Origin of the sequence: Leeuwenhoekiella sp. H156, assembly GCF_052218455.1 — a bacterium.
Taxonomy (GTDB): domain Bacteria; phylum Bacteroidota; class Bacteroidia; order Flavobacteriales; family Flavobacteriaceae; genus Leeuwenhoekiella; species Leeuwenhoekiella parthenopeia.
Genome location: NZ_CP197499.1, coordinates 2,848,526 through 2,870,664, shown reverse-complemented (window position 1 = coordinate 2,870,664; position 22,139 = coordinate 2,848,526). Strand labels below are relative to the sequence as shown.

15 protein-coding genes and 1 other RNA gene are annotated in these 22,139 nt (G+C 43.3%); 9 read left to right on the top strand and 7 right to left on the bottom strand.

Annotation, left to right across the window (positions count from 1 at the left end):
- Positions 1 to 4: 4 nt before the first annotated feature.
- Both ACSSS3_RS12350 and ACSSS3_RS12345 read right to left on the bottom strand, forming a co-directional pair.
- The gene (locus tag ACSSS3_RS12350; RefSeq protein ID WP_442844869.1) at positions 5 to 544 is read right to left on the bottom strand and encodes a hypothetical protein; all 540 of its coding nucleotides are present in this window, start codon (positions 542 to 544) and stop codon (positions 5 to 7) included.
- 45 nt (positions 545 to 589) lie between these two features.
- On the bottom strand, positions 590 to 2,215 hold the full coding sequence (locus ACSSS3_RS12345) for an ABC-F family ATP-binding cassette domain-containing protein (RefSeq protein WP_228230928.1): 1,626 nt from the start codon (positions 2,213 to 2,215) through the stop codon (positions 590 to 592).
- Positions 2,216 to 2,401: 186 nt separating this feature from the next.
- Here ACSSS3_RS12345 and ACSSS3_RS12340 point away from each other — a divergent pair, with 186 nt between their 5' ends.
- Positions 2,402 to 3,814 carry a hypothetical protein gene (locus ACSSS3_RS12340; RefSeq protein WP_442844868.1) on the top strand — a complete coding sequence of 471 codons (1,413 nt, stop codon included), beginning with the start codon at positions 2,402 to 2,404 and terminating at the stop codon, positions 3,812 to 3,814.
- Between the two features lie 91 nt (positions 3,815 to 3,905).
- On the opposite strand, the gene fsa is transcribed toward ACSSS3_RS12340, so the two are convergent.
- From fsa to ffs, 3 genes are all read right to left on the bottom strand, one after another.
- The gene (gene fsa, locus ACSSS3_RS12335) at positions 3,906 to 4,562 is read right to left on the bottom strand and encodes a fructose-6-phosphate aldolase (RefSeq protein WP_228230930.1); all 657 of its coding nucleotides are present in this window, start codon (positions 4,560 to 4,562) and stop codon (positions 3,906 to 3,908) included.
- A gap of 127 nt (positions 4,563 to 4,689) precedes the next feature.
- On the bottom strand, positions 4,690 to 5,493 hold the full coding sequence (locus ACSSS3_RS12330) for an SDR family oxidoreductase (RefSeq protein WP_442844867.1): 804 nt from the start codon (positions 5,491 to 5,493) through the stop codon (positions 4,690 to 4,692).
- A 46-nt stretch (positions 5,494 to 5,539) separates the two neighbouring features.
- Positions 5,540 to 5,639, bottom strand: an RNA gene (gene ffs / locus ACSSS3_RS12325) — signal recognition particle sRNA small type.
- An 88-nt stretch (positions 5,640 to 5,727) separates the two neighbouring features.
- Here ffs and ACSSS3_RS12320 point away from each other — a divergent pair.
- The 5 genes from ACSSS3_RS12320 (at position 5,728) to ACSSS3_RS12300 (ending at position 12,670) form a co-directional block, all read left to right on the top strand.
- A complete protein-coding gene (locus ACSSS3_RS12320) occupies positions 5,728 to 6,786 on the top strand; it encodes a glutaminyl-peptide cyclotransferase (RefSeq protein ID WP_442844866.1) in 1,059 nt (352 codons plus the stop codon).
- 8 nt (positions 6,787 to 6,794) lie between these two features.
- Entirely contained in the window at positions 6,795 to 8,342 is a 1,548-nt protein-coding gene (locus ACSSS3_RS12315; RefSeq protein WP_442844865.1) for a hypothetical protein, read from the top strand.
- Positions 8,343 to 10,841: a T9SS type B sorting domain-containing protein gene (locus ACSSS3_RS12310; RefSeq protein WP_442844864.1), complete on the top strand. Its 2,499-nt coding sequence runs from the start codon at positions 8,343 to 8,345 to the stop codon at positions 10,839 to 10,841.
- A gap of 8 nt (positions 10,842 to 10,849) precedes the next feature.
- Positions 10,850 to 11,182 carry a gamma-glutamylcyclotransferase family protein gene (locus ACSSS3_RS12305; protein WP_442844863.1) on the top strand — a complete coding sequence of 111 codons (333 nt, stop codon included), beginning with the start codon at positions 10,850 to 10,852 and terminating at the stop codon, positions 11,180 to 11,182.
- A gap of 180 nt (positions 11,183 to 11,362) precedes the next feature.
- Positions 11,363 to 12,670 (top strand): hypothetical protein, encoded by a 1,308-nt coding sequence (locus ACSSS3_RS12300; RefSeq protein WP_442844862.1) that lies wholly within the window; start codon positions 11,363 to 11,365, stop codon positions 12,668 to 12,670.
- A 16-nt stretch (positions 12,671 to 12,686) separates the two neighbouring features.
- On the opposite strand, the gene ACSSS3_RS12295 is transcribed toward ACSSS3_RS12300, so the two are convergent.
- Entirely contained in the window at positions 12,687 to 17,960 is a 5,274-nt protein-coding gene (locus ACSSS3_RS12295) for a DUF7379 domain-containing protein (RefSeq protein ID WP_442844861.1), read from the bottom strand.
- A gap of 236 nt (positions 17,961 to 18,196) precedes the next feature.
- Here ACSSS3_RS12295 and ACSSS3_RS12290 point away from each other — a divergent pair, with 236 nt between their 5' ends.
- The 3 genes from ACSSS3_RS12290 to ACSSS3_RS12280 all read left to right on the top strand — a co-directional run bounded on the left by ACSSS3_RS12290 (position 18,197) and on the right by ACSSS3_RS12280 (position 20,732).
- A complete protein-coding gene (locus ACSSS3_RS12290) occupies positions 18,197 to 18,898 on the top strand; it encodes an HAD family hydrolase (RefSeq protein WP_228230938.1) in 702 nt (233 codons plus the stop codon).
- Between the two features lie 85 nt (positions 18,899 to 18,983).
- Positions 18,984 to 20,036, top strand: coding sequence for a M28 family metallopeptidase (locus tag ACSSS3_RS12285; RefSeq protein ID WP_442844860.1), 1,053 nt, complete (start codon positions 18,984 to 18,986; stop codon positions 20,034 to 20,036).
- A gap of 93 nt (positions 20,037 to 20,129) precedes the next feature.
- Positions 20,130 to 20,732 (top strand): GNAT family N-acetyltransferase, encoded by a 603-nt coding sequence (locus ACSSS3_RS12280; protein ID WP_442844859.1) that lies wholly within the window; start codon positions 20,130 to 20,132, stop codon positions 20,730 to 20,732.
- A gap of 544 nt (positions 20,733 to 21,276) precedes the next feature.
- On the opposite strand, the gene ACSSS3_RS12275 is transcribed toward ACSSS3_RS12280, so the two are convergent.
- Entirely contained in the window at positions 21,277 to 22,089 is an 813-nt protein-coding gene (locus ACSSS3_RS12275; RefSeq protein ID WP_442844858.1) for a glycosyltransferase, read from the bottom strand.
- Positions 22,090 to 22,139 lie beyond the last annotated feature (50 nt).

Sequence of the window (22,139 nt, the reverse complement as noted above, 5' to 3'; positions counted from 1 at the left end):
GCCTTTAATCGTTCAGATTGAGATACGTCCCCGAATAATTGCCGTAAATGACTTCGCCGTCATTTCGGGTAAAGCTAAAATCAAGGGAAATTTCTGATGCTGTAATACGGTTAATCACCACCTCTATTGCTACTGACTGTTCTGCGGTTACCTGGTAATTTAAAATCGCGTCACCGCGGCTGTAGCTCCCTTCAGAAATAGTTCCTTCCACAAAGAACTCGTAATCCACCGCGTTAGTGTAGGTAACCGCTTTGATAACATCATCAGTAAGCGCAAAATATATCGCGGTAATGTCATCCAGATCTTCCCCGGAAGTCATTTGAGCCGTAGTTTTATTGAAGAAATTGAAACCTATTTTTGAAGGTTCGTCGCTTTGGGTATTTTCATCAAAAATCCATAAGGTTTGCATATCAAACAAAATCCCGTCAAACACAAATGCATTTACGGGATCTTCCAGATTTTCTTGTGTAGCGGCGTCATCGTCAGATGAACAGGCTATACCTAAAGAAACAACTAAGATTAAAATAAGTAACCTGATTTTCATAATGGCCTTCCTGATTTGGGATCGAGAAGGCCAATATACTAAAATTTAGGCCTCAACAGCATACATTTGGTTACGCTGTTCCTTGATCTTAGGATCGCTCATGTAGTCATCAAATGACATATGGCGGTCTATCACACCTTTTGGAGTAAGCTCTACGATGCGGTTACCAACGGTTTGAGCAAACTCGTGGTCACTTGTCGTAAGCAATATTGTGCCTTTAAAATTCTTGAGACTATTATTGATTGCGGTAATCGACTCCAGATCCAGGTGGTTTGTAGGTTCATCAAACATCAACACATTTGCACGTTGCATCATCATTCTGCTTAACATACAACGCACTTTTTCACCTCCTGAAAGTACATTAGATGTTTTAAGCGCTTCCTCGCCTGAGAAAATCATTTTTCCTAAAAACCCCCTCAAAAATACTTCCTCGCGTTCCTCTTCGGTCTTGGCATATTGACGTAACCAGTCTACCAAAGTCAAATCGTTTTCAAAATATTCCTGATTATCAACCGGAAGATACGATTGGTTTGTAGTTACACCCCACTCGTACTTACCTTCTAAGGCTTTTTGTTTGCCGTTTATGATTTCGTAGAAAGCCGTAGTAGCCCGGCTGTCCTTTGAATACACCACAACCTTGTCGCCTTTAGCCAGATTGAGGTTAATGTTTTTAAACAGAATCTCCCCGTCAATAGATGAAGCCAGTTTTTCAATATTTAAAATCTGATCGCCGGCCTCACGTTCACGTTCAAAAATAATTGCAGGATATCTTCGGCTTGAAGGCTTAATCTCATTTACATTGAGTTTTTCAATCATCTTTTTACGAGAAGTAGCCTGTTTACTCTTAGCCACGTTTGCGCTAAAACGACGGATAAATTCTTCAAGTTCTTTCTTCTTTTCTTCGGCTTTCTTGTTCTGCTGTGCACGCTGACGGGCGGCTAACTGAGAAGATTCATACCAGAAGGTATAGTTTCCGCTAAAATGGGAAATCTTACCAAAATCAATATCTGAAATGTGCGTACAAACCGCATCCAGGAAGTGACGGTCGTGCGATACCACAATCACACAGTTATCGTAGTTTGCCAAAAAGTTCTCAAGCCAGTTGATGGTCTCGTAATCGAGGTCGTTTGTAGGCTCATCCATAATCAATACATCAGGATTGCCAAAAAGTGCCTGAGCCAAAAGCACCCGTACTTTTTGTTTACTATCAAGATCCTTTACGAGATTATAGTGTAAATCTTCGGTAATCCCAAGACTTGAAAGCAATGCAGCGGCATCACTGTCGGCATTCCAGCCGTTCATTTCCTCAAACTCAACCTGAAGTTCTCCTATGCGGTCTGCATTTTCATCAGAATAATCGGCATAGAGCGCATCTATTTCCGTCTTGATTTTAAAAAGGGGCTTATTCCCCATAAGCACGGTCTCCAGAACCGTATGCTCATCGTAGGCGTAGTGATCCTGTTCTAAAACAGACATACGCTTACCGGGCTCGAGATGCACATGACCACTGGTAGGGTCTTCCTTTCCTGAAATAATTTTTAAAAAGGTAGATTTTCCGGCGCCATTTGCACCTATAATACCATAGCAATTACCCTGAGTAAAGGAAACATTAACCTCATCAAACAACACGCGCTTTCCAAACTGAACAGATAAATTAGATACTGATAACATAGTCAAACCTCTTTTTAATTAAGGCCGCAAAAGTACAGCTATTGCCGTAAAAGATGAAAGATTAACTTTTTAATTCTATGTTTTAACTTGTAATTAACAAGGTAAAATCTACAACACGGCTACATTTAGCCTCCAATAGCCATCAAAGTAATTTTTACTGTCCCTAAACTCAAGACCTGACTTCCTATGATTGAAAAGTTACTTTTCTTCATACTTATTTTATTATTAGCCGGTTGCGGCAGTGATACTCCTAAAGCTGACACCGGTACATATCTGGGTGGCGAGGTGGTGAACCCGGTATCGAATCATGTGATTCTATCTAAAGATGGTATTTTTCTGGACAGTATTTCGTTAGATCAAAACAATCGCTTTTTATATCAATTCAAAAAAACTCCAAAAGGCATTTATACTTTTGAGCATAATGAAGAGCAGATCGTATATATAGAGCCGGGGGACAGCCTTTTGCTTCGCGTAAATACTTTTGAGTTTGACGAAACCCTGACCTACACGGGTTACGGTGCATCTGAAAACAACCTGCTTATTGAATTTTTCCTGAAGAATGAGGAAGAAAACAATCTGATGATTCAACGGGAAATCTACCAGCAGGATCCGGCGACTTTTAGCCGAAGTATTCTGAGTTTTAAGAATGAACGTCAGGACATGCTTGATGAATTTTTAAAAAGTCACGATGTAAGCGATGATTTTGAAAGCATAGCGCAAGCCCTTGTAGATTATGATTACTATGCCAGGCTTGAAGTCTACCCGATGTCGCATTTTGGGGTAGATCGCGTTGACTTTATCAAATCCCTACCCAACTCGTTTTACGATTACCGTAAAAAAGTAAACTTCAATGAAGCCAAATTTATAGAGCTTTATCCCTACCAGCGATTTTTATTCAATTATTTCAATCAGGCAGCCTTTAGAGAATACTTTACAGAAGAAACTTACAATCCGCTGTCATTTACCCACAACCTGCATAAGCTGCGTCTCATTCAGTCTGAAATCAAAAACGACTCGGTAAAAAGCTTTTTACTAACCCGTACGATCAAAGACTATCTGGCGAACAGCAACGATAAAAAAGGAGGCGAAACGCTATACGAAATGTATATGAATCAAATTCCTTCGGAAGCAGATAAGAAAGAAATTCGCGATTTATACACGGCAAATAAAAAGATCGAAACCGGAAAACGCATTCCCGATGAGCAATTGCTCACGCTGCAACAGGACACGGTTACTTTTGAAACCAGCATAAAAAAACCGGCTTTTATTTTCTTTTGGTCAAACGATAATAAAACCCACGCTAAACGCGCCCAGCAACTTGCAGAAAGTTACCTGGAAAAATTTCCGGAATTCACGTTTATGGCCATTAACGTAAACGATGATTACACCAGCTGGAAACGCAGTATTGAGCGCTATGACTTTAAACCTCAAAACCAGTTTCTGTTTACCGGCGATTACAATCAACTGGTAAAGGATCTGGCTTTAAGCTCTACACTTAAAACCTTTATTGTAGATCAAAATGGTTTTATCATTAATGCGCACACCAATTTGTTCAGCACAACTTTTGAAAGCGAACTGCTTACAGCTTTGAATAAATAATCCGGAGTTTTTTTAAGCTGAATTAATCCAATAAAAAAATCGCCCGTCTTGATTTAAGACGGGCGATTTTTTATTTTGAAAGAATGGCTTTTTAGCTATTCCCTTTTTTATAATCGGCTAAGAATTTCTCCAGACCTATATCTGTAAGTGGATGACTCAAAAGACCTTCTATAGACGAAAGCGGCCCGGTCATTACATCAGATCCTAACTTGGCACAGTCAATAACGTGCATCGTGTGACGGATCGAAGCTGCAAGGATTTCAGTCTCAAAAGCATAGTTGTCATATACCAGACGAATGTCTGCGATAAGCTGAAGACCATCTGTAGAGATATCATCAAGACGACCTAAGAACGGAGATACATAAGTAGCACCTGCTTTAGCTGCAAGCAATGCCTGCCCTACTGAGAATACAAGAGTACAGTTTGTACGTATCCCTTTATCACTAAAGTATTTTAATGCTTTAACACCATCTTTAATCATTGGTATTTTAACTACGATTTGCTCGTGTAATGCAGCAAGCTCTTCACCTTCCTTAACCATTCCGTCAAAGTCTGTAGAGATTACCTCTGCACTCACATCACCGTCAACAAGATTACAGATGTCAACATAATGCTTAAGAATATTTTCTCTTCCGGTAATGCCTTCTTTAGCCATCAATGATGGGTTCGTGGTTACACCATCAAGTACGCCCAGATCCTGAGCTTCTTTAATCTGATCAAGGTTTGCGGTATCAATAAAAAATTTCATGAGGATATTTTTGGTTTATCAATTGTTTTATGGTCAAAATTAAGCAATTAAAACTTGAATTTTCGTAAAGTTACGTTATTATACAAATTAAGTGTTAATGTTACATTTACGTATTAATTTGGAACTTTTAGAGCTTGTAATGGTTCAACAGCAGTCGCTCATAGGTTTTGCCGGGCAACACACCTTTTAAAAAGGTAGAAAAGCGTTGCATAAAAGCCCCCACTTTATAGTCTACCTGTGGTTCTTTGGTATTGATAATTTCGAAAACGGCTTTAGCCATAAGCATAGGATCCTCCCCTTCATCTACGTGCTCGTCCATCAAAGCTAAAGACTTCCCGTAATTTGACGCGTAGTCTGAATCTTCACGCAAAGGAGCGTGATAACGACCGGAAGCGATATTGGTTGCAAAATCTCCCGGCGCCACGTTAGTCAGCTTAACATTAAATTCCCTGAGTTCCATACGCAAGGCTTCGGTGGTTAAACTCAAAGCTCCTTTGGTAGCTGAGTACGCACTGCGATAGGGCAAGCCCATATAACCGGCAATAGAAGTCACATTGATAATTAAGCCCCTGCGTTGTTTACGCATGGTGGGAAGAACTGCTTTCATCACTGCAATAGGACCAAAATAATTAGTCTCAAAAACCGACTTCAATTCCTCTTCCGGAATTTCCTCAAGCGGACCGGTTATACCTTTACCGGCATTGTTTATAAGTACATCAATAGTGCCTTCCTGCTCTAAAACAGTGGCAACGGCAGCTTTTATAGTTTCGGTTTTGGTCACGTCAAGTGCTACCAGATTGACCCCGTTAAGCGTTGAAGATTTTGGGTTACGACTGGTACCATAAACGGTAAAACCTTTGGTAACCAAATATTCAGCGATTGATTTACCAATGCCTGAGGAGGCTCCGGTGATCAGGACAACTTTTGACATAATGTGCGTTTAATGGCGAAGAATTTACGCAAAAATAAGGCATAAAAAAAGGCAAGCTACCTACATCACACCGCTACGACCATCTACCCTTGCTGCGTTCCCGCCCTGGGGGAATTCGACAGGAGCTGGTTGTGTAGGACTTGCCGGGTGCAAATATACATTACCTATCTGCTTTGCCAAAGGTTTTTTAAACTGAATTTATTGATTTAACTTCATCCCCAAATTCCAAAACACATGCGCATTTCTAATCTTCTCGTTATCTTGTCTTTAGGCATCTTCTTAGTCTCCTGCGGAAACGGAAAAGATCTCACCAAAAGTTTTTCGATCGTTGTTGACAAGCCTTTAGAGAGTTTAAAAAACGGCGAAAACATCACGATAAGCCTTAAACCAAAAGGTGATATTGTGCTTGATTCGGTAGTTTATCAGCTCGACAATACGAGAATAGGCAGTCAGCCGGGACTCGAGGCCCTTTCCTATACCCTTAATGAACAAAAGCTCGGCAAAAAGCAACTGCAGGCAACCTTATACGCAGGCGATAAAACCGCTGTTCTTAATGAAACGCTCATTTTGCTGTCTTCAGAAACTCCCGTGCTGTATACCTACGAAATCGTCAATACCTTTCCGCACGCCAAAGAATCGTATACACAGGGACTTGAATTTCACAAGGACAGCCTTTATGAAAGTATTGGCGAGTATGGTAAATCGGCCCTGCTTAAAACCGATTTGCAAAGCGGAACAATTCTAAAGCGCATTGATCTTGACAAAACGTATTTCGCCGAAGGCTTAACCGTTTTAAATGAAAAATTGATACAGCTAACCTGGCGTGAGAAAATGGGTTTTATTTACGATATCGACAGCTTTAAAAAAACCGGAAGCTTTCAATATGGTCAAAGTAAAGAAGGATGGGGCCTTTGTAATGATGGTAAAAATATCTATAAATCTGACGGTACCGAAAAAATCTGGATTTTAGATCCCGAAACCTATGCCGAGACCGGATATTTTGAAGTGGTTGACAATAAGAAAGTGCGCTCCAAGTTTAATGAACTCGAGTGGGTTGAAGGTAAAATTTATGCAAACAGTTATCAGTTTGACAGCATCACCATAATCAATCCCGAGACCGGTGCTATTGAAGGCGTTGTCGATCTCAGATCACTCAAGAAACAAATAGGCTCCATTACCGATGATGCTAATGAAGTACTCAATGGGATTGCGTATGATTCAAAAAATCAAAAGCTTTATGTAACCGGCAAACACTGGGACAAATTATTTGAAATACGCATTTTCAAAAAATAAATTGAAGCGTGAAAAGTCAACTCGCATTTCTGTATAAGACATCCCTCTTCCTTGTAGTACTTGTGAGTTTAGCGTCGTGCAGGGATGATTTTGAGCCCGAGCGCAGTACAGGAAAGCTCGAATTTTCAAGAGACACCCTATATCTCGACACGGTTTTTTCAAATATTGGCAGCAGCACCTATACCCTTAAAGTATTCAACCGCAGTGACGCGTTTATACGTATCCCACAGGTAGGCCTGGCCAGGGGTGAAAATTCGGCATATCGCCTCAATATTGACGGCCGTGCCGGAAAAGTTTTTAATGAAGTAGAAATTTTACCCCGCGACAGTATTTTTATTTTTATAGAAACCACCCTGGACGCTCAAAATAATGATCAGCTTATCTACACAGATCAGATTGTTTTTGATGCTGAGCCTTACACCCAGAAAGTCGAACTCGTGACCCTTGTGCAGGATGCTGAATTTCTTTTTCCAGGTAGAAATGCCCAGGGTATTAAAGAGACTTTACAAATAGGTGTTGATGAAGCGGGCGAACCCATCCTTATAGAAGGTTTTGTTCTTGCTGACGATCAATTGCGCTTTACCAATGAGAAGCCTTATGTTATTTACGGCTACGCCGGAATCGCTGACGGAAAAACTATGATCATCGAGGCAGGAGCACGACTGCATTTTCACGACAACAGCGGCATTATTGTGGGCAATGGCGGAAGGATTGAAGCTAACGGAAGCTTAAGCACGAACCCGGAAACTTTAGAAAATGAAATTATTTTAGAAGGAGATCGTCTCGAGCCCGAGTATGCTGCTGTGCCCGGACAATGGGGTACCGTCTGGTTTACTCCGGGAAGCACGGGGCTTATGAATTATGTAACCCTAAAAAACAGCAATCTGGGTATCCTGGCAGATGGTAATACCGGCAATGCGGAAGCCGATATCCAATTGAAAAACACGCAAATCTATAACAGCGCTCTGGTAGGTTTATATGCCGTTACCGCTTCTATTGATGCTGAAAACCTGGTAATAGGCAATTCGGGGATTTCCAATCTATGGATCAGGATGGGCGGCAGCTACAGCTTTACGCACAGTACTTTTGCCAATTATTGGATTCAAAGTTTTCGCAACACCCCGGCCGTACAGATTGACAATTTTTTGGAGACCGAAGATGCCCTGCTTACTTCAGGCCTAACAAAGGCCGATTTTGTAAATTGCATCGTTTACGGTAACAGAGCTGAAGAATTGGGATTACGGTCTGTTGAAGAACTACCTTTCAATTTTTCATTCAGTAACAGTTTGATTCGGTTTGATGATCGTTTTGGTGAATTTTCGGCTTTGCCAAACTATGACTTTACAGATACAGCTAAATATCAAATGATTAAACGCAGTGAAGATCCTGATTTTGAAAACACAGCAACTAACATGTATCGTATAGGCTTAAATTCTGCTGCCCGGGCATTGGGTAATGCTGCAGGAGCTGCTCGCGTACCCCGGGACATTAGCGGTACAGAACGCAACAACAACCCGGATGCCGGGGCTTATCAGGCTACAAATCTTGACAATTAGATGCTCAAAAAACTAATTTATACCGCCATTTTTACGCTTAGTCTATTAAAAGCGCAGGCGCAGGCTCCGGAGCTTGAAGCTACCGGAGACCAAATCTATTGCCCCGGTTCTGAGATTTCAATCGTCGAAGATTTTACACTGACTAATGCTTCAGGCACGGCAATAAACGCGATTTATGTTCAAATTTCAAGCGGCTATGAGCAGGGCCGTGATTTTTTGCGTTACAACGGGAGTAATACGGCTATAACCCCCAGTTTTACAGCTTCCAGCGGTAAATTACAACTTAGCTTCCCCCCTACTTTGAGTCCTGCTGCGATAGAAACAGCCATAAAAAACGTAGGTTATCGCAGTACCAATACCAACGTAAGCGGCATTAAAGAAATCTCGATCACCATTGGCGATGCCAACTATTTACCATCAACCGGACATTACTATAAATACTTTCCGGATGCCGGAATCTCCTGGGATGCGGCCCGTGCTGAGGCTGAGAAAAAAGATTATTACGGCTTAACCGGTTACCTCGCTACCATAACAACTCCAGATGAAGCCCAGCTTGCAGGAAAACAATCTAGTGGAAACGGCTGGCTTGGGGGTACAGATCGGGAAACCGAAGGCGTCTGGAAATGGGTTACCGGACCTGAAGGAGCCAACGGCGGTTTGATATTCTGGAACGGAGGAGCTAATGGCTCAACTCCCAATTACGCAAATTGGAACGTCAATCAGCCTGATAATGCTCACGGCGGGGACGGTGAAGACTATTTACACGTTACAGCTCCCAGTATTGGCAACCCGGGGTCCTGGAATGATTTGCGGCTAAATGGTGATCCTTCGGGAGATTATCAGCCTCAGGGATTTGTAGTAGAATTTGGTGGTATGCCTAACGATCCGGTTCTTAAAATAGCTACCTCATCACAAATACGGGTTGCAGCTGTAGTAAGTACTACCGGCGACACCCGTTGCGGTCCGGGCGCAGTAAGCCTGAATGCTCAGGGAACCGGAGGAGAACTTCATTGGTATGACAGTGCCACCGGCGGAAATCTTCTGTTTACAGGGGCCAACTTCACAACCAATATAAACACAACAACCACTTTTTTTATCGCCGCAGAACCCGCGGGCTGCACTTCAGGCAACAGGCGCTCGGTTCAGGCTCTTGTACTCGAACCGGTGAATGTTGCTGCCCAACTTGATGTTTTTAATTGCGATGAAGATGGTACTCCTGACGGTTTTACAGTTTTTAACCTCAACACTATTGCCGCAGATATCTCAAATTCATCTTCTGAAACGGTAATTTTTTATACAAATCGCACAGATGCCGAGAATAATGACACTACAACCAGAATCAGTTCTTCAGACTACGACAGCAGCGCTGGCAATACACTTTATGCCCGCACCCAAAATACGAATGGTTGTTTTGGGATAACCCGGGTAAATCTGGAAGTTTCGACCACCTCCTTTCCTTCCGGTTTTGTTTATGAGCTTGCCAATTGTGATACCGATGGTGCTGTTGACGGCTATTTTGACTTTGATCTCAATGAGGCCACGCCGGCAATGCTGGCTCAGTTTCCGCAAGGCAGTAACCTAAGTGTTTCGTATTACCGCACCCGGGATGAAGCGCTTCTCAATCAAAATGAAATACCTCTTAACAACCCCTACCGCAACGAGACTGCAGATGAGCAGGTTGTTTACGTTCGGGTTGAAGACAATTCCGGCAACCGCTGTTATGGAGTAGGACCCCATTTAAGATTGCAGGTATTACCCGTACCTGAATTTGAAATCTTCAATGAAGGCCGTTTTTGCAGTACCGCTGCCTCATATACTCTCGAAACTATAAATGCACAGGGCTCCTACAGTTACGAATGGCGTGATGAACAGGGTATTTTATTGAGTACCGAATCTTTTGTAGTGGTCACGACTCCCGGAATTTATACCGTTAGCGCCGGCAACGGGGCGTGTGTCTCCGAAACTCAGCAAATTGAAGTCATCGCCTCTGAAGCTGCTACGCTTAGCACCGAAAATATCGAAGTAACCAGCGAGGGCGAATTTAATACCGTACGTATTATTAATAGCGCCAATCTGGGTCAGGGCGATTATGAGTTCGCTCTGGGAGATGAGCTGGGACCCTATCGTGACGAACCCCTTTTTGAACGGGTTACTCCGGGATTTAAAACCCTATTTGTTCGGGATAAAAATGGATGCGGCATCAGCAGTATTGAAATCCCCATACTGGGTTTTCCCAAATACTTTACGCCAAACAACGATGGTTATCACGATACGTGGGAGCCACTTGGGCTTAGTACACAGGACTATAGCGCAGTAAGTATCACTATTTTTGATCGTTATGGAAAACTTCTAAAAGCGCTTTATGGCTTTGGCGAAAGCTGGGATGGTACCACCCGTAATCGCGCGCTTCCTTCAGACGATTACTGGTATCGAGTAGAACTTACCGATTTAGATGGGGTGGTTACTCGTTTTAACGGCCATTTCACTTTAAAACGTTAGAATTGAAGATGGAAACCCTTCGGCTCTTTTCATACGGAACCCTTCAGCATAGCAATATACAGCAAAGTTTGTTTAAGCGGAAACTGGAAGGTACGGCCGATAAAATACTGGGGTATAAGTTGGGAACCATTACCCTTCCTGAAAATCACCCGAATGCGCAAACCTATTTTATAGCTATTTATACCGGTGATGAAAAAGATATTCTCGATGGAATTTGCTATACCATAAACGCATCAGAACTAAGTCTGGTCGATGACTATGAAGGACCCGCATACGAGCGTGCAACGGTTATTTCAAATTCGGGCAAAAAGGTTTTGATTTATAGAAGACCGATACACTAGTTTTAAATCTTAGTAATTTTCCTTCGACATATATAATTTTCGCTTATATCGATCTTTTAGTGTATTTTTTTTAACAATAAAATAGACCATATTCCGCTTTTTAGGCTCAACTACACAGAATGCATTTTTTTTCAGGTTTTCAGAAAAAACACCATAGATTCGTTGTAAAATCAACCAAATATGCGTCTGTTTCTCTCTTTTTTCAGCCTGTTTTTTGTTCAATTTGCCATTGCTCAAAATAATAGCCATCTTGATGCTCAGGTTTCGATTTCCCTTTCTGAGGAAACCTTTGACGCGGTTTATGTTCTGAAAAATTTACCGGTTAATTCGCAAAAACTTTCCTTTAAGCTGAATAAACATTTTAAAGTAAAACAGGTTTATTTAAATAATGACCCGATAGCCTCAAGCAAGTATCCGCAAAATTGCAACGACTGCCTTACTCACAATATCAATATCAACAGGCCTCTGAACAACCTCGATCATTTGAAGATTGAGATATCCGGAAAAATAAAAAATCTGGAAACCGATAAGGATGTGAGACGCCATAAAGGAGAAGTTGTGCTCGTAGATGGGGTGCTTCTGGCCGGTGCTAATGATTACTGGTACCCACAGGTGGTGCGCACCAGCGGTTCCCTTTCTGAATATATTAATCCGTTTAATATGACCTATTCGATCACGGCAACCTGTGCAGAGTGTGATCAAATTTACCTGGGTAAGGGAACTCCAAAAAACAGTGGAGCAACTTTCAGCAATGACCGCGCCGAAGGAGATATTACATTGATTGCAGGAACATTTGATTTTAAGGAAGATACCTATGCCAATTACATCAATGTTTCCGATACTGATATTCAAAAAATACAGACACGCTTTTCAAAAAGTCAGCAATTTCTGGAAGAATTCACACAGTTTACCGGAAAACAAAGCAAAACAGTCTATGCTCAACTGGAATCGCCCATTTATGGCAATGAAGCCAATTACAATACCATCGTAAATACCTCAGCCAAAGTAGACCTTAATAAAGTGGATGAAAACCTCACCGAGGATACGGCCTATTATTACTTCGCCAGCAACTTTGAGCCTAAAACTAAACTTGATCGGCTGTTTTTACAGGCTTTGGCTAAATATGCGCGCATTAAATATCTCGAGACCAATAACCGCGTTCAGTATAATCGCCTAACCGGAATTGTAAAGACTGGTAGTAGTGCTGAAAAACCGGTGGAATCTCAATCACAGCTTCAGGCATTACTCATTACACCGGGTCAATTTTTAGAATTGGAACAACGCATTGGTGCCGAAGAAATGCAAAGCTTCCTTAAGAATACCTTTCAGAATTTAGCATACGGCAAATCGAGCTATGATGCCTTCACCGAAAGTATCGCCTGTGTTAATACGCCCAACACCAATCTGGAAGCCTTAATAACACGGGTTCAGGATCAGTTTAAACTACGAGCTGCCGAACGCAATACCGATGTGCTGGTAGGTTTTTAAACCCTTCTGGACGGCTCTATTTAAAACGCAATAACGATTCTTTCACCTTAAGCAGACTGCTCGCCTTTTCTTTAGGTATTACCGACTCGTGACTGAGCAGAAAGTCGAGCTGCGCAAGTTCTATGCGTATTTGACGTGAACTGTGTAAAATCTGGAATGCTTCAGCAAAGCGCTTATTTAATTCGTCTAAAATAACCTGATCTCCGCCCTTTTCACTATTAACCAGGAGCATACCGAAGCTCACTTCGGTCATTCCCAAAAGCACCGAAATATCGAGGTCTGCGGGATCTACATCATCCAGGTGTTTTAAAAAGTCAGACAGATAGGCAAACACCGGTTTTTTGGTGTACTTATTCAATTGATTTTTTAGATTACCCTTACCGTAAGCTTCGAGCAGATAGCTTAAAAACACAATGTTTGAGAACGCGTCAAGCGTTTTACCGTCGTATGGGTTTGTGCTGTTATCGTAAGCTTCGGTATAGTAATCAAGTGCTGTTTGCAGGTATTGCAATTGCTTTTCCCCTTTTTCGTGCATCGACGCAAATTTGTAACAGTTGCCCACAATGCCCAGCCTTAAAGTGGTCTTGCCAATAAGGGCTAGCTTGGTTACCAGATCGAGCTCTTCCTTCCGCTCTGCGGCATCTTTAGAGAAATTCAAAGAGCGTAACAGACAAAAATGCTCTAAAACCTTCATCGAAAAATTAGCATCTTCGAGAGTCAAAACCGCCCTGAAGGTATCTAAAGCCTCAGCGGGCATATCGAGCTCATCGTAAATTAAAGCCTCTTTCTCTCTGATCACACCGTCGATCAGGTCATTTCGACTGGCATTTTCAAGAATTTCATCAAGCTTGCGCTTTACTGTTTTAGGATTAAAACTGCTGTGACGTATAGACGCATAAAGGTTTTCAAGATCTGTATACACCTGTGAACTCAGGACATAATCAAAGACTTCTTCTTTCTGGCGGACGTGTTCAAAAAACTTATAATGTTGATTCCCGTAGCATTGGTAAGCACCCCAGGTATTGGTATGCCGGTGGTTTTGATAGCATTTTTTACGCGCCATTTGTACAGCTTCGCCAAATTCATAACCGGAAAGCATACGACTGTAAAATTCTTCTGAGAAAGTTTCTGCGGCGGCGTCATCAACAGCCCAACCGGTCACAATGATGGCTTTAACACCCATGGCGATAAGTTGGGTTCCTATATTGGCCGCCAGTTTGTAACGCGAGCGCATGAAGGCATCATCGGTAGCATTTAAGGTTCCCGAAAAGCAGCAATTGATAAAAACAAATTCGGGCACATAGCTCAATTGCTTGATCATGGCAGGGTCTATACAGATGCCGTTACCAATGGCTATGCCCACCCGGTTATTTGCAGGATCGTAAAGCCCATGACCTGCAAAATGCAACAGTTTATATTCATTGGTATACAATTGCAACATAATATCTGTAGCATTGCTGTTAAGCAACGGAAAGGTCTCAAATCCCGAATTTTTAAGCTTATCATTTACCATTTGCGCCTCTGCTTTTGCAGCAGCTAACTGAGGCAGTGATGCCTCATTATAAATAGGATCGCCTATAATAAGCGTCTTGTTGCTCACGCTGCGCAACTGGTTACTCTCATAATCTGAAGTCAGCAACTGGCGTATGAGTCCGCTGTTTACGGCTGCCGGGGTTTCATCAGACTCAAAATCATGAAACAGCTCCCAGGGGAACTGAGCCGCTTTGAGATCGAGTTTAAACAAAATATTGTTCTGATTGCGGATGATGTCTTTAAACTGATTGGGTATGAGCAATTCAAACAGGGTTTTAGAAAGCCGCTTATCCCATGCCGAACTGCGCGACATCTGCTCCAGCAGAATCCCTACCTGTTCCAGACCGTTGTGCACTTCCTCTTCTTCTATCCGCGCCAAACCGCTTGATGAATTGTAAGCAAACCCGGTTATGCGATCGCCATCACAAATGCTTTTTACATTAAAATGATGCCACCAGTCTTCAGACTCATCTACAAATGCACGCCTTTTTTTGGCTCCCTCCTTACGCTCTATGCCTTTTATGAGCTCAAAATTAAAGCGGTTATCTGAATTTTTGAGCCTGCTCAACGCCCAGTAGGCCTGGCTCGCCAACGACTCGTAATGGTTTACAAATTCTACCTGAGTTAGTTCCTGTAAACCTTCCCCGTGTTCTTTTATAAACCGGTTGGCGCTGCTTACACCCAGTAAAATTCCCTTGATAGAATCTTCGATTTGTAATCTTCCGTAACCGGTACCCATCAGGATAAAGGAGATTCCCTCGGCATAGGATTTGGCTTTTGCCAGGGTATAATTATCGCGCATAAACATAGCGTATTTAAGTGCCGCCATCTCTACCGTTTTGGCAAGCAAATAATGGGTAAGTTCCTGCGAATTGCCCAGACCGCACACAATCGCTCCCCGCGGATTGGTATTCAGGTTAAAAAACACCTCACTCTCCCCTATCTTGCCGGGATAATATCCCATATCGTAGCGCTGCATCAGACGGCCATTGAGGTAGTTATCGAGCGCTTTTTCGGCACTGTGCACACCGTCATTATTAAAATGCCCCAGCATTACGGGGTATCGGGAAACTTTAAGATCGGCATTAATAACGGCAACATTAAGCATCGTGCGATCAGGCTGGGTAGATTTTCGAGCCGGTTCTATACCAAACAATACATCGCCTACCAGATTGAGGTTATTGCCCGGTGCAGGTACTGCGTGTACTTCACTGATGACTTCACCGGCGCGGGAGATGGGTTTGGTTTTGAGTAACCTATTGGTTTTACCTTCAAGCAGAATATCAACGATACCGTCGTAAATCCTGGGATCATTGGCGAGTTCGCCGTGTGAGGTATGCGTATAATACACATTGTCTTTTGGAATGCGCGACGGGATGCCCGTTACCCAGGTTACGCTACTGTCGCCCGCTGTGGTTGCGAGGTAAACCAGTTTTTTCTTATTCGAAAGAAAACGCGATTCGGTCTTATAATCATAAACCGTTTGCTCCGCGTGACCGGCCACATAATACACCTCTTTGAGGTCATCTTCGGTTAGATGTGTAACAAAATCCAGGACAGAATCGCGGTATTTTTTAAACTGATCCAGATCTTTTTTAAGCGGAATAACCATAGGCTCGGTACTTTCCGCTTTGCGGTCTTTCCAGAACTGCGAGTCCCAGAAGGGGCGTTTGCTATTGTTTTCAATAGGAAGTAATTCAAATATTCCCGGAAATTCCCTAAATACCTGAAGCAACTCTTCCTTAGAATTTTTAAAATCGATCATCGCCAGCTGCTTCACCCGGCTGCTGTGACCGGTGAGCACTTCCATAATCAAATACGAACCCAGCCAGGGCGTGCCCAGCATCACAAATTTATTGGCGGGTTTTTCGATAAAGCGTTTCCAGACGGGCGCAGCGTCCATCATAAACTGGCGTACTACCAGACCACCCATAGAATGCGCGATGATGTGAATGGGCTGGTTGTAAGTGTCCAGTAAATGCTCCACCTTTTTAGCGAGTTGGGCTGCAGAACCTTTCACGCTTTTACGCCAGTCAAACGGAAAGGTGATCACATCGTGCGTTTTAAGCAGGTGCTTTACAAAGTCATCGTAGTATTTTTTAATCACGCCCGAAGCTTCCACCCCGCTGGTATTGATTTCGAGATCGTCTTTAATTGCTCCTCTGTTTAATTCCCTAAAATCAATCCACTGCGGATTGCCGTTGTGATCGAGACTCGAACCCATAATCCCGGGAAGCAAAATGGCTATGCGCTTATTGCCGCTCACGTGCTCATAATGCACACCTTCCATAGAAAACATGCTGAGCAATACCCCACGGTTACCGGCTCCCGAAAACTTCTGGGAATAAAAGCCTGCCTGACCACCCGGAGCCGTAACGGCAGCCTGCAGAATGGCGTCACAGGTATTTTGATTGCGGAAGTAGTTGAAATGATTGGTGCTTCCGTCTTTCGACAGAAAGTATTGAATACCGCCCAGACGAGGTGCCCCCTGCTCCATACGGTCTGAATCGACCACCAGATCGTTTGCCTTCCAGTAAAACAAATTGGCCAAAATTACCTTAAGCGAATCGCCCAAGTGCCCTCCCACTTCGGCATCGCTGGCAATCACATACAAATCATTGGCGACCGCACTTCCTGAAAAGTTCAGCATTTTTTGAAAGCTGCTGTCGGGCACCATACTATACAAACCGGGCATTGCCTCGTGATTGGCTTTCTGTTTTACCACTTCGAGTAAAAACAGTTTTACGGTATTGTAAACCACGTTGACCTGTGCTCCGACAACCAAGCCCAAAGCATTGAGCAGCACATTGAGAAAATGATCTGTTCTGCGCGAAAGCAGGGTGGTGCCGCTGGCAGGGGCTGCTACCCGTATGACCTTGCGCACTTCAATTTTCTTTTTCCGGGCAATGGTGTTGATCTTTTTCATCAACTCAAAAGCTTCGGGATCTTCTTTTGTCATCATGCCCAGTTCCAGGTCACTAAAGCCAACCACTTCATTACGGTGATCGCATTTGGCCAAAACATCAGCGACAAGTCCGCCGCGGGAATGGCTCAATATTTCAACACTAACAGACTGGTCTACGTGTTCTAAAAAGTCGAGCGCATTTTGCAGCGGACTCACAGAAAGCGTACGATGATCAAGCGCAAGAATTCCTGCATTATACTGGCGCATCAACTGGTCCCAGATAGGACTCTGCCCCAGGCGCAATTCGGCGAAAGCGGCAAAGGTATTAGACAAGGTTCCGTGTATAAGCAGCAGGTAGGCTGTACTGGCAGGAGCAATTTTGGCCACCGGCATATATTGAAAGCCTGCATCAAGCTTGTAAAGTCCGGGCTGTGGCATCGCCCGCTTGTCGTAGGCAATCGCCAGATTTTTTGCAGAAGTCTCGGCGGCAGTGCCCAGTGTTTTAGCACGAATAAGTTTTAAGGTTTTAACCACCACACTACCAATAGCTCCCCTGGAGGCCTGCCTTCCGGTAACCTGAGGCTCAAAAACAAAAACTTCTCCCGAGCGCTTACCCGAAGCAGGTGCATTGTAAATTTCTTCAATATCCAGGGCATTGCCTATCCATTGAGTTTGATCAGAAAAGGTGAGTTCAATAATATCATCATCCTTCAGTTCGAGCTCAATACGCCGGTTTTCGGCGCGGCTTTTTTCGAGCTGTACCGCGGTGACCACTTCAAATTCTGAAAACTGGGCGGTTTGTAGATTTAATTCTTCGGCGATTAGGGTTCCGTAAACGAGTGCTTTGGTCATGATTTGCTGAAATTCTGATAGTTGTGAACTAAATGTACCTAAAAGACCCATTGCGAAGCACTTACCGTCCTGAATAAGGGGTAAAATCCCCGCCCACGTGCGGGAAAAAGGCGTAGTCTTTCCGGCGGGACTACGCGATTTCCTTACATGTTGATTTGAATAATGGTATTTTTGAATTTGAACACGTGAATTTTTCCGCAAAGCGGAAGCATTCCACACTTATAAAAAGGATAACTGTGCAAAAAGATAAGCTTACAAATAGCATCCGTACACGTGCCCTCATTTTTGATATGGACGGCACGATGTTTAATAATATGATGATTCACCATCGCGCCTGGCAAAAAAAACTGAGCGAACTGGGGCTTGAGATGACCCTGGAAGAAGTAAAGCGAGACATTCATGGCGTTAATGAAGAAATCATCAAACGTTTGTTTGGCGATCGCTTTAATGAAGCAGAGCGCAGGCAAATCGCCTGGGATAAAGAAGCTGCCTATCGCGAAATTTATGCCGATAAAATCAAGCTGCTTCCGGGATTACAGGCTTTTTTAGACAAGGCCAAAGAACTAAAAATCCCTATGGGCATAGGTACTGCAGCTCCCGGGGAAAATGCTGAGTTTGCCATTGAAGCGCTTCAGCTTGAGATCTATTTTAAAACCGTTGTGCACAGCGATATGGTACAACGAGGCAAGCCCGATCCGCAGGTTTTTGAGATGGTAAGCGCAGAGCTGGATATTCCGCTTGTGGAAAGCCTGATTTTTGAAGACAGTCCTACCGGTGCTAAGGCTGCTGCAAACGGTGGTTCCAAATCGGTCATTCTTACCACCACACACACGCCTGAAGAATTTGAAAGTATTGACCGTATCCAACATTTTATGCAGGATTATGAGCAGGTCGAGCTGGCGGATGCAGGAGCAGGCTGGTTTGAATTGCGCTTTTAAATCTTCCATTCGCTAAAAAAATGCTAAGCCTCTCAAAATTGTTGGCTAAAAACGTATTTTTAACGCTTTAAATTGAAAAAAACTTATGAAAAAAGTACTCTTGCTGGGCGTTGTACTCAGCTGTATGATGTTTGTAAAATGTGGACCAAAAGTATCCAACACGACTTCTGAGACGTCTGAAAAATCTACACCGCTGGCTGATGTGGACCCTATGCCTTTTGCTGAAAGTATTACGGCAGACGAACTTAAAGAAATGCTGTATGTATATGCTTCAGACGAGTTTGAAGGTCGAAATACCGGCGAACCCGGACAGAAAAAAGCTGCAGAATGGCTTAAGAATTTTTATGTAGAGCATGGCATTCCGTCTGCTCAGGAAGACAGCTACTTTCAGATTGTACCCGAGAGTTTCTTCCGCGCCGGAAGCGGAATTAAAGCATCTGAAAACGTAGTTGCCTTTATTGAGGGCAGCACCAAACCCGAAGAATACATCGTAATCTCTGCCCACCTGGATCACGTAGGCGTACGTGAGGATGGTGAGGTATTCAACGGGGCTGATGATGACGGTTCTGGTACCGTAGGCGTTTTAGAAATCGCCGAAGCTTTTAAACAAGCCGTTGAAAAAGGATATAGACCGCAGCGCTCTATCGTGTTTTTACACGTAACCGGTGAAGAAAAAGGATTATACGGTTCGCGTTATTACGCCGAAAACCCCATTTTCCCCATCGCAAATACCGTTGCCGACCTTAACATTGATATGATAGGCCGCGTTGATGAGGCGCATAAAGACAATGAAAATTACATTTACCTGATTGGTTCAGATAAATTGAGTACCGAACTCGATAGCATTTCGACTGCGGTAAACAACAAGTATATGAACATTGATCTGGACTATACCTATAACGACGAAAACGACCCAAACCGTTTTTACTACCGTTCTGACCATTACAATTTTGCCAAGCAGGGTGTACCCATTATCTTTTACTTCAACGGAGTACACGAAGATTACCACCAGGTTACCGATACCCCGGATAAAATCAATTACCCGATGCTCGCCAAGCGTGCGCAACTGGTATTTTTAACCGCCTGGGAACTTGCAAATCGTGCAGAGCGCATAGTTGTTGACAAAGAAGTTAAATAACTAGCTTAATTTTTAAGAATTGAAGCCCTTAAGCAATTTGTTTAAGGGCTTTTTTTATGAAAATCTGTACATTTAGAATTCAAGACGAAAACCGTGAAACACTGGATTGACCCTCAATTAGAACTGGTAAACGAAATAGTAAAACTGGTTCCCCTGAGCCCGGAACATCGGGACGACCTGGTAGAAGCCGCGACAGACGGAAAACTGTGGGAGTTGTGGTATACTTCAGTACCTGATGCGTCGAAGATTGACGATTACATCAAACTCGCCCTTGATGAGCAGGCCAAAGGTCTGGCGAAACCCTTTACCGTGATCGACGTCAAAACCGGAAAGATCATCGGTTCTACCCGATTTTGTAAACTCCAACCTCAACACCGCAGACTGGAGATTGGCTATACTTGGTATGCAAAGCACTATCAGCGCACTGGCGTAAATACGCACTGTAAACTATTGCTTTTAAAATATGCTTTTGAAAATTTGGACTGCATCGCCGTACAGTTTATGACCGACTGGTTTAATCTGAAATCCCGTGAAGCCATCGCACGCCTGGGTGCAAGGCAAGATGGTATTCTGAGGCATCACCGGCTTAATAAAGACGGAAGCTACCGCGATAGCGTAGTATTTTCAATCACCAATACCGAATGGAGCGGCGTTCAAAAAAATTTGCTGCTAAAACTTCACAGCTATAACCCATAATTCATGTATCAAAGAATAGCCCTGCTTCGCGGAATCAATGTAGGCGTTCATCGCCTTGGTAATTCAGAATGCTGAGTTCAGAGTGATGAGTTGTTTTGTATTTCGTATTTCGTATTTAAGGACCGGGAGTGATGCGACAAAGAAGCATCGTATCGAAGGGTCAACCTACAAGCTTTGGCTTCGATACAAATTTCACTACGCTATGCTGCGCAAAATTCACTCAGCCAACGCTTTGGTAATGCTGAATGCAGAGTGCTGAGTTCAGAGTTATTTTGTATTCCAGATTCCCGATTTTGTATTTTCAATTTCGTATTTCTAATTTTTTATTTTCGGGACCCTGAGTGATGCGACCTAAGGAGCATCGTATCGAAGGGTCAACTTCTCACCTCTTACCATTTACCTCTTACCGGTAAACTGCCCACTGAGACTGCCTACTGTTTTCGTATTTCGTATTTCTAATTTTTCGGGACCGGGAGTAATGCGACCTAAGGAGCATCGTATCGAAGGGTCAACTTCTAACCCGCAACCTGCAACCCTGTAACTTTTAAGCCGCAACACGCAATTCAGGTACTCCGGCATAAACCGCAAAAGCAGGTTCTGGAGTAGCAATCGGTGCCTGTAGTACTGCAGGAAGCGTATAGGTAAGCCAGATTTGAGCCAGTTTCCCGGGGATTTCAATAGCGTCTTTTACGCCTAATCGTGAATCGTCCACGTGCACCCACCGCATCAGGGGTTGTTCGATGATTTGCTTCAGGGTCTGTTCTTTGCCCAGGTATTTTTTCAGTCTTAAAAAGATTTCCACATCAAAAAGCCATTTGCTCACAAAGCCCTGTTCGTACAATACCGGGATGATCTCACGGGTAAATACTTTGGCCCCACATTGGGTATCTCTGATGGGTAAGCCTAAAATAAGGAGGATAAACTGCTTGATAAAGTTTGAAAATAAACTGCGCATAAAATTGCGCTCAATACCCCCACCACCCGAATTTCGCGAGCCAAACACCATAGATACGCGCTCGCGTTTCAGGGTAGTCACCAGATCTTTAAAGTCCCGGAAATCGGTAGACAAATCGGCATCTATAAAGCCGATGTAAGCGATATCATCCAAAGTATACAAATAGCGGGCACCGGCACGAACTGCGGTAGCTTTACCCGAGTTTTTCTTTACATCTACAATACTGATGCCTGTAGGTGCCTGAGCACGCATACGGTTTAATACATGTAGGGTACGGTCTTTACTGCCGTCGTTTACAAAACATAAATGATAATCTTCGTGCTCCTGAGCAAAGCGCACAAAAGCTTCCTGGTTAAGACGTTTTTCTTCGTTGTAGCAAGGTATGATAATGCCTGTTTTCATCGTAGTAGATTTTTGGGTTTGTATTAATTACCGTACAAACATACCAGCGT